The organism is uncultured Arenimonas sp. (assembly GCF_963976025.1).
GTDB lineage: Bacteria > Pseudomonadota > Gammaproteobacteria > Xanthomonadales > Xanthomonadaceae > Arenimonas.
On sequence record NZ_CAXBJS010000122.1, the window covers coordinates 1 to 8020 of the forward strand.

Here is an 8020-nt window from a genome sequence, read left to right on the forward strand (position 1 = left end):
CTCCAGCGCCAGCTGCCGACCAGGCCGAAGGCCGCCGACAGCAGCCAGAAATAGATGGGCGGCTTGTCGGGGTAGAGCTCCTGGCCGCGGTGCGGAAACAGGAAATCGCCCGACTCGACCATCTGCTTGGCGACCAGCACGAAGCGCGGTTCGTCGGCCGGCCAGGGGTCGCGCAGGCCGAAGCCCGCGGCGAGCACGAAAAAGGCGATGGCGAAAAAGAAGAGGGCTTGGCGACGGTCGGTGGGAGTCATCTGACGCGAACTATAGGGCCCGGGCTGGTTCGCGCAATTGACTTAACTCGCTTTTTCCAGCCGCGCGTAGAAGAAGCCGTCCATGCCGTCTTCACCCGGCAGGCGCTGGCGGCCGGCGCCGCAGGCGTGGCCAAAACGCTCCGGCAATTCGGCGGCGCGGGCATCGGCATGGCGGGCAAGGAAGGCGGCGACCTGGGCCTCGTTTTCTTCGCGAAGCACCGAACAGGTGGCGTAAACCAGGCGGCCGCCCGGGGCCAGCAGCGGCCACAGGGCGTCGAGCAGCTGCCGCTGGGTGTCGGCGAGCGCGGCGATGTCGGCTTCGCGCCGGTGCCATTTGATGTCCGGCTGGCGGCGGATGATGCCGGTGGCCGAACACGGGGCGTCGAGCAGGATGGCGTCGAAGGGGCGGCCGTCCCACCAGTCGCCGGGCTGGGCGGCGTCGGCGACCCGCACCTGCACGTTGGGGGCTTCGAGCCGCAGCCGGCGCAGCAGGTCGCGCACCTTGTCCAGGCGGCGGGCGTCGACGTCCAGGGCGACCAGTTCGCCTTCGCCCAGGTGTTCGGCCAGCTGCGCGGCCTTGCCGCCGGGGGCGGCGCAGGCGTCGAGCAGGCGTTCGCCCGGGCGCGGTTCCAGCGCCAGCACCGCCAGCTGGGCGGCGCCGTCCTGCACGCCCATGGCGCCGTGGTCCCAGCCGGGCAGGCGGTCCACGGGCACCGGGGTTTCCAGGCGCACCGCGCCGGGCACGGTGTCGGGGCAATCTGCCGGGAGGCCGGCTTCCTGCAGGGCGGCGGCCAGCACGGCGGCGCTGCCCTGGCGGGGATTGGCGCGCAGCCACAGGGGCGCGGGCAGGTTGTTCGCGGCCAGGATGGCGTCGGCCTGGTCGGGCCAGTCCTGGCGCAGGCGCGCCACCAGCCAGTCGGGGTGGCTGCAGCGGATGGCCGGGTCGTCGCTTTCCGGCAGCGGTTCGCGGCTGGCACGGCGCAGCAGGGCGTTCACCAGGCCCACCAGGCCGGTGCGGCCCAGGTCGCGGGCGGCTTCGGCGGTGGCGCTGACCGCGGCGTGTGGCGCCAGGCCCAGGCCCTTCACCTGCGCCAGGCCGGCCAGCAGCAGCCAGTGCACCGCCTGGTCGCGCTGGGCCAGGGGCCGGGCCAGCCACTGCGACAGGGCGAATTCGTAGCGCCGGCGATGGCGCAGGGCGTCGAAGCAGATCGCCTCGAGCAGGGCGCGGTCGCGCGAGTCGGGCACCTCGGGAAGCGCGCGCGCCAGCACGGCCTTCAGCGAACGGCCCTCGCCCAGCACCGTGCCCAGCACGCGGGCGGCGGTGGCACGCAGGGCGGAGCCGGGGGCGCTCATTGGCCGGCCAGCGCGGGGCGGGCGTTGAGGTAATCGGCCGCCGGCAGGGCACGGCCGCCGTCACGCTGCACCACGGTCAGGCGCAGCAGGCCTTCGCCGCAGGCAACGTCAATGCCGTCGCGGCTGGTGGCCACCACGGTGCCGGGTGGCTTGCCCGCCGCGCCAGGAAGCGCCCGGGCAGCGTGGATGCGCAGGCGTTCGCCGGCGAGCTCTGCTTCGGCGATCGGCCAGGGATTGAAGGCGCGGACCTTGTTGGCCAGCTCGGTGGCCGGGCGCGTCCAGTCCAGGCGGGCCTCGGCCTTGTCGAGCTTGTGCGCGTAGGTGACGCCTTCCGAGGGCTGCGGCTGCGGCACCGGGCGCATGCCCGCGCGCAGCAACTTGAGGCCATCGGACAGCACTTCGGCGCCCAGTCCGGACAGGCGGTCGTGCAGCGAACCGCCCGTGTCCTCGTCGGAGATCGGCGTGGAAAGCGACAGCAGCACCGGGCCGGTATCCAGGCCCTTTTCCATCTTCATCAGGCAGACGCCGGACTCGGTGTCACCGGCCTGGATGGCGCGCTGGATCGGCGCGGCGCCGCGCCAGCGCGGCAGCAGCGAGGCGTGCACGTTCCAGCAGCCCTGGGCGGGGATGTCGAGCACCGGCTGAGGCAGGATCAGGCCGTAGGCCACCACCACCATCAGGTCGGGTTCGAGCGCGCGCAGCTGGTCGCGGGCGGCCTCGGACTTGAAGTTTTCCGGCTGGAAAACAGGAATCTGGCGCGCCAGCGCTTCGACCTTCACCGGCGAAGGCGCGAGCTGGCGGCCGCGTCCCGCAGGGCGGTCGGGCTGGGTGTAGACGCCCACCACTTCCCCGCGGGCGGCGGCCGCACGCAGGCAGGGCACGGCGAAGGCCGGCGTGCCCGCGAAGACGATGCGCAGGGCCATGGTCAGGCGGTGCTGGTTTCGCGCTGCTGCTTGGCGAGCTTCTTGCGAACCTGTTCGCGCTTGAGCGGCGAGAGATAGTCCACGAAGACCTTGCCGGCCAGGTGGTCCATTTCGTGCTGGATGCACACCGCCAGCAGGCCGTCGGCCTCGATCTCGAATTCCTTGCCATCGCGGTCCAGGGCCTTCACCCGCACCGAATTGGCGCGTTTGACGTCGGCATAGATGCCGGGCACGGACAGGCAGCCTTCCTGGTAGACCTGGTGGCCTTCGGCGGAAAGGATCTCGGGATTGATGAACACCATTGGCCGGCTCTGGTCCTCGCTTACGTCAAGAACGAGGAGGCGCTGGTGAACATCGACCTGGGTTGCCGCCAATCCGATGCCCGGGGCGGCGTACATGGTCTCGAACATATCGTCCACCAGCGAGCGCAGCGCGTCGTCGACCTGCTCGACCGGCTTGGCGACCGTGCGGAGGCGGGGATCGGGGAATTCCAGGATGGGGAGCTTGGCCATGGACGGAAAGATGGGGAACAAGGGCCCGGACCTCAAGGGGCCGGCACGACAGTATACCCCCGGCGGGCTTGCAATCCGGGGCCGGATTTGGGCTATAGTCGCCCAACCTGTCCGGGGAAAATCAGGTGGATAGCCGCCATGCTTAAACGGCTTCTTGCAGTTACTGCTGCCATGTTGCTCACCTTCGCGGCGGCCGCTATCGCGGCCGACCTTCGCGAAGACCACCCATCCACCTACGTGGTGAAGAGGGGTGACACCCTCTGGGACATCGCGGGGCGCTTCCTCGAGAAGCCCTGGCTCTGGCCGGAAATCTGGCAGGCCAACCCGCAGGTGCAGAACCCGCACCTCATCTTCCCGGGCCAGGTTCTGAGCCTGGTCTACATCGACGGCGAGCCGCGCATCCGCGCTGATGGCCCGCAGGTCGGCGAAGCGGTGGATACCATCCCACTGTCGGAGATCGAGGCGCTGCTCAAGCACTTCACCGTGGTCGAAGATCCCGAGGCCCTGCCTTACGTGATCGGCACCGAGGAAGACCGTCTCTACGGCATCGCCGGCCAGCTGATCTACGTGCGCGGCCTGCAGGGCGCGGCGCCGGGCATGGTGGTCGACATGGCCCGTCCGGTGAACGTCTTCGGGGGCGGCAACAAACGCAATCCCCCGGGCGCCACCCCGCTCGACTTCCGCGGCGACCGCAACCACTCGCACTGGACCGTGCCGGCTGGTTTCGGCGAAGCCACGGGCGAAAAGCTGGGCTACGAGCTGGCCATCCACGCCACGGGTGAAGTGACCCGGGTGCAGGGTGAAGTGGCCACCGTGGTGCTTCGCGAGGAAGGCCGCGAAATCCGCGTCGGCGACCGCGTGCTGCCCTCCGAGGCCCAGCCCTACGACCTGCAGTTCCTGCCGCGCGCACCCGACGTGGTGCCGGCCAACGCCCGCATCATGGCGGTGGCCGACGGCATGCAGGCCGCTCCGGACCTGGTGGTCGCGATTTCGGTCGGCGCCCGCGACGGCATCCGCAACGGCCACGTCATGTCGATCTGGAACGAAGGCAGCGTGGTGCCCGACACGGTCGCGCATCGTAGCCAGATGGCCGCCAAGGCCGACAAGGTGCAGCTGCCCGACGAGTTCGTCGGCAACCTGATGGTCTTCCGCACCTTCGACAAGGTCGCCTACGCGCTGGTGATGAACGGTATCCGCCCGGTTCAACAGGGCGACGTGCTCAAGCACCCGGACGCCACCGAATAAGCCGATAGCGGCCCAAGCGTTTTGCCTGTATCGCGGCGCCTCCGGGCGCCGCGATGCTGTCCGGGCCATGGAAAACCAAGACGCCCTGCTGGTGCTGGCCCGCGCCAGGTTGCCCGATGCCCTGTTCCGGCACCTGCTGGCCAGCCACCCCGAACCCGCCGCCGCGCTGGCCGCGGCGCGCCACGGCGCCGGCCTGCCCCTGGCCTGCCGCGAGGCCCTGGCCCGCCCCTGCCCACGGCTGCTGGCCGCCGACCGGGCCTGGCTGCAACAACCCGGGCGCCGGCTGCTGGCCTGGGGCTCGCCCGACTACCCGGCCCTGCTGCGGCGCACGCCCTGGCCGCCGGCGCTGCTGTTCCTGCACGGCGACCCGGGCCTGCTCTGGCACCCGCAGGTGGCCCTGGTCGGCAGCCGCCGGCCCAGCCCGGCCGGGCGCCAGCGCGCCCACGACTTCGCCGCCGCCCTGGCCCGCGCCGGCTGGGCGGTCACCAGCGGCCTGGCCGAGGGCATCGATGCCGCGGCCCACGCCGGGGCCCTGGCTGTCGGTGGCCGCACCCTGGCCGTGGTCGGCACCGGCCTGGACCAGGCCTACCCGCCCGGCAATGCCGCGCTGATGGCGCGCATCGCCGCCGAAGGCCTGGTGCTGGGCGAACACCCGCCGGGCACGCCGGCCGTCGCCAGCCATTTCCCCAGCCGCAATCGCATCGTCGCCGGCCTGTCGCTGGGCACGGTGGTGGTCGAGGCCGCCCTGCGTTCGGGCGCGCTCATCAGCGCCCGGCTGGCCGCCGAAGCCGGCCGCGAGGTGTTCGCCCTGCCCGGCTCGGTGGACAACCCGGTGGCGCGCGGCTGCCACCGGCTTATCCGCGACGGGGCCACCCTGGTGGAGTCGCCCGACCAGGTGATTGAGGCCCTGGAGCCGCTGGCCGCCAGCCTCGCCGAAGACCTGCGCAGTGCCCTCGGGCCGGCGGAAAAGGCGGCATGCGAAGCGCCGGAAAAGCCCGCAGGCCGCTCAGCCGGCGGACAGCCAGGCGACACCGCCGACCACAAGCGCTTGTGGTCGGCCCTGGGCCACGACCCCACCCCTTTGGATGAACTGGTCCGGCGCACAGGATTGACGGTGGCCGAACTGTCCTCCATGCTGCTGGTCATGGAGTTGGATGGGCGGGTGGTCGCCGACAATGGCCGCTTCGCCCGGCACCCCTGACCTTCCCATCGCGCCGTTTGGCGCAGGCTGAGGGTAATGAAAGAGACCATACTGGACGTCCTGCTGTACCTGTTCGAACACTACTTCTACGACGACCCCGACGCCGTCCGGGACCGCGATTCGCTCCAGAACGGCCTGATCCAGGCCGGTTTCAGCCCTTCGGAAATCAACAAGGCCTTCGACTGGCTCGACGAGCTCGCGCGCCAGCGCCCGGCCGTGGCCACGCCGCGCCTGCAGGTGCCGGTGCGGGTGTATTCGGAACCCGAGCTCGATCGCCTGGACGCCGAATGCCGCGGGTTCCTGATGTTCCTCGAGCAAAGCGGCGTCATCGATGCCGACCAGCGCGAACTGGTCGTGGACCGGGTCATGGCCCTGGACCAGGACGAAGTGGACGTGGACGACATCAAGTGGGTGGTGCTGATGGTGCTGTTCAACCAGCCCGGCTCCGAAGCCGCCTACGCCTGGATGGAAAGCCAGATGTTCGAGGATGAGCCCGAACCCGTTCACTGAACCCCGGTTCGGATTTACTCTTGTGAAGACGCCCGGCACGGCCGGGCGTTTTTCATTTGCACGGGGCGCGCTGCGCCGGGGAGCCAGGGAACGATGAACGCGTGGTACTACGTGGATGCCGGCCACAACCGGCAGGGACCGGTTTCCGGCGAAGACCTGGCCGTGGCCTTCCGCCAGGGCCGGGTCAACCGCGACACCCTGGTCTGGCGCGACGGGCTGGCCCAGTGGGTGCCGCTGGAACGCCACCTGGCCGAACTGCCGGCGCCGCCGCCCGCCCTACCGGCAAGCGATGCCGCCGCCGGTTTCCCGGCCGGGGCCATGCCGCCGCAGGCCCAGGGCAGCGCCGACCCCAACGACGTCGTGGACGCCGGTTTCATCCGCCGCCTGGGCGCCTACCTGATCGACTCGATGCTGATCGGCAGCGTTTATTACGTGGTGCTGATGGTGGGCATGGTGGCGGTGGCGATCGTTGCCGCGGGCCAGGATTTCGAGGGCGACGGCTTCATGACCGGGCTGGTGCTGGTGTACCTGCTCTACCCCGTGCTCAGCCTGGCCTATTACGCCGGCATGGAGTCCTCGAAGCTGCAGGCCACCGTCGGCAAGCTGGCGCTGGGCATCAAGGTCGTCGATGGCCAGGGCCGGCGACTTGGTTTTGGCCGCGCAACGGCGCGCTGGGCCGGCTCCATCGTGTCCTACCTCATTCTGTACATCGGCTTTTTCATGGCCGGCTGGACCCGCCGCAAGCAGGCCCTGCACGACCTGATGGCCGGCACCTTCGTGGTCGACAAATGGGCCTATACCGACCAGCCCGGGCGCCAGGTGCGCGAGCTCAACGGCTGCCTGGTGGCCGTAGTGGCCGCCGTGGTGGTGATGGGCGTGCTGGCGGTGGCGGGCATCCTGGCGGCGGTTTCGCTGCCCGCCTACCAGGACTACGTGGTGCGTTCGCGGGTGGCGGCGGCTTACAGCGAAGGCTCCGCCGCCTACGTGCGGATGTCGCAGTTCCAGACCCAGACCGACCGCTGCCCCCGGGACGGGGCCGAACTGGGCCTGGCGGCCCCCGCCAGCACCGATATCCAGGAAATCCTGGTCATCGAGAACCCCGACGGCACCTGCGAGATCGCCGTGACCCTGCGCGACCTGGACGCCCTGAAAGGCGCCGCAGGCGGCGTTTTGTACATTGGGCACGACGCCGACGGGCTCCGGTTCTGCAGTGCCGAGGGCGTCCCGAACGGCCTGCTGCCCAGCGCCTGCCACTGAACCGGCCCCCACCCCCGGCCCGGGCCCTTGCTTGACAGGCCCGGCCGGAGTGGTGCCTTAATGAAAAAAGCCCCCCGGCCCGCGTTCCCCGCGGGCCTCGCCATCTGGGCGCCCCGAAAGCGGGTCCGCCCTGGAGCAAGCACCGGCATGGCCAAGAACCTCCTCATCGTCGAATCGCCCGCCAAGGCCAAGACGATCAACAAGTACCTGGGCAAGGACTTCCATGTCCTGGCCTCGTACGGCCACGTTCGCGACCTGGTACCCAAGGAAGGCGCGGTGGACCCGGACAACGGGTTCGCGATGCGCTACGAGCTGATCGAGAAAAACCAGAAGCACGTCGAGGCCATCGCCAAGGCTGCCAAGGCCGCCACCGCCATCTACCTGGCCACTGACCCGGATCGCGAGGGCGAGGCGATCAGCTGGCACATTTCCGAGATCCTGAAGGAACGCGGCCTGCTCAAGGACCGCGCCCTGCACCGGGTGGTGTTCACCGAGATCACGCCGCGCGCCATCAAGGCCGCCGTGGACAACCCGCGCCAGGTCGCCGGCGACCTGGTGGACGCCCAGCAGGCCCGGCGCGCGCTGGACTACCTGGTCGGCTTCAATCTGTCGCCGGTGCTGTGGCGCAAGGTGCAGCGCGGCCTGTCGGCCGGACGCGTGCAATCGCCGGCCCTGCGCATGATCGTCGAGCGCGAGGAAGAGATCGAAGCCTTCGTGCCGCGCGAGTACTGGAGCGTCGAGGCGGAGATGAACCACCCGCAGCAGAGC

8 protein-coding genes and 1 pseudogene are annotated in these 8020 nt (G+C 70.4%); 5 read left to right on the plus strand and 4 right to left on the minus strand.

Features of this window, described 5'->3' with window-relative positions:
* The 4 genes and pseudogenes from AACZ35_RS10020 to def all read right to left on the minus strand — a co-directional run.
* Positions 1-251 (minus strand): annotated as a pseudogene (locus AACZ35_RS10020) (dolichyl-phosphate-mannose--protein mannosyltransferase); the annotation flags it as partial.
* A gap of 42 nt (positions 252-293) precedes the next feature.
* Positions 294-1604, minus strand: coding sequence for a 16S rRNA (cytosine(967)-C(5))-methyltransferase RsmB (gene rsmB, locus AACZ35_RS10025; RefSeq protein ID WP_339828715.1), 1311 nt, complete (start codon positions 1602-1604; stop codon positions 294-296).
* Positions 1601-2521 (minus strand): methionyl-tRNA formyltransferase, encoded by a 921-nt coding sequence (gene fmt / locus AACZ35_RS10030; RefSeq protein WP_339828730.1) that lies wholly within the window; start codon positions 2519-2521, stop codon positions 1601-1603. The genes rsmB and fmt overlap by 4 nt, the downstream gene beginning before the upstream one ends.
* A gap of 8 nt (positions 2522-2529) precedes the next feature.
* Entirely contained in the window at positions 2530-3039 is a 510-nt protein-coding gene (gene def, locus AACZ35_RS10035) for a peptide deformylase (protein WP_339828717.1), read from the minus strand.
* A gap of 171 nt (positions 3040-3210) precedes the next feature.
* On the opposite strand from def, the gene AACZ35_RS10040 reads away from it, so the two are divergent.
* From AACZ35_RS10040 to AACZ35_RS10060, 5 genes are all read left to right on the plus strand, one after another.
* The gene (locus AACZ35_RS10040) at positions 3211-4284 is read left to right on the plus strand and encodes a LysM domain-containing protein (RefSeq protein ID WP_339828719.1); all 1074 of its coding nucleotides are present in this window, start codon (positions 3211-3213) and stop codon (positions 4282-4284) included.
* Between the two features lie 67 nt (positions 4285-4351).
* Positions 4352-5485, plus strand: a complete 1134-nt coding sequence (gene dprA, locus AACZ35_RS10045) for a DNA-processing protein DprA (RefSeq protein WP_339828721.1) — start codon at positions 4352-4354, stop codon at positions 5483-5485.
* A gap of 36 nt (positions 5486-5521) precedes the next feature.
* Positions 5522-5995, plus strand: coding sequence for a DUF494 family protein (locus AACZ35_RS10050; protein WP_188663215.1), 474 nt, complete (start codon positions 5522-5524; stop codon positions 5993-5995).
* A 93-nt stretch (positions 5996-6088) separates the two neighbouring features.
* On the plus strand, positions 6089-7252 hold the full coding sequence (locus AACZ35_RS10055) for an RDD family protein (protein WP_339828724.1): 1164 nt from the start codon (positions 6089-6091) through the stop codon (positions 7250-7252).
* Between the two features lie 147 nt (positions 7253-7399).
* On the plus strand, positions 7400-8020 hold a 621-nt coding region (locus AACZ35_RS10060; RefSeq protein WP_339828727.1), incomplete at its 3' end, for a DNA topoisomerase.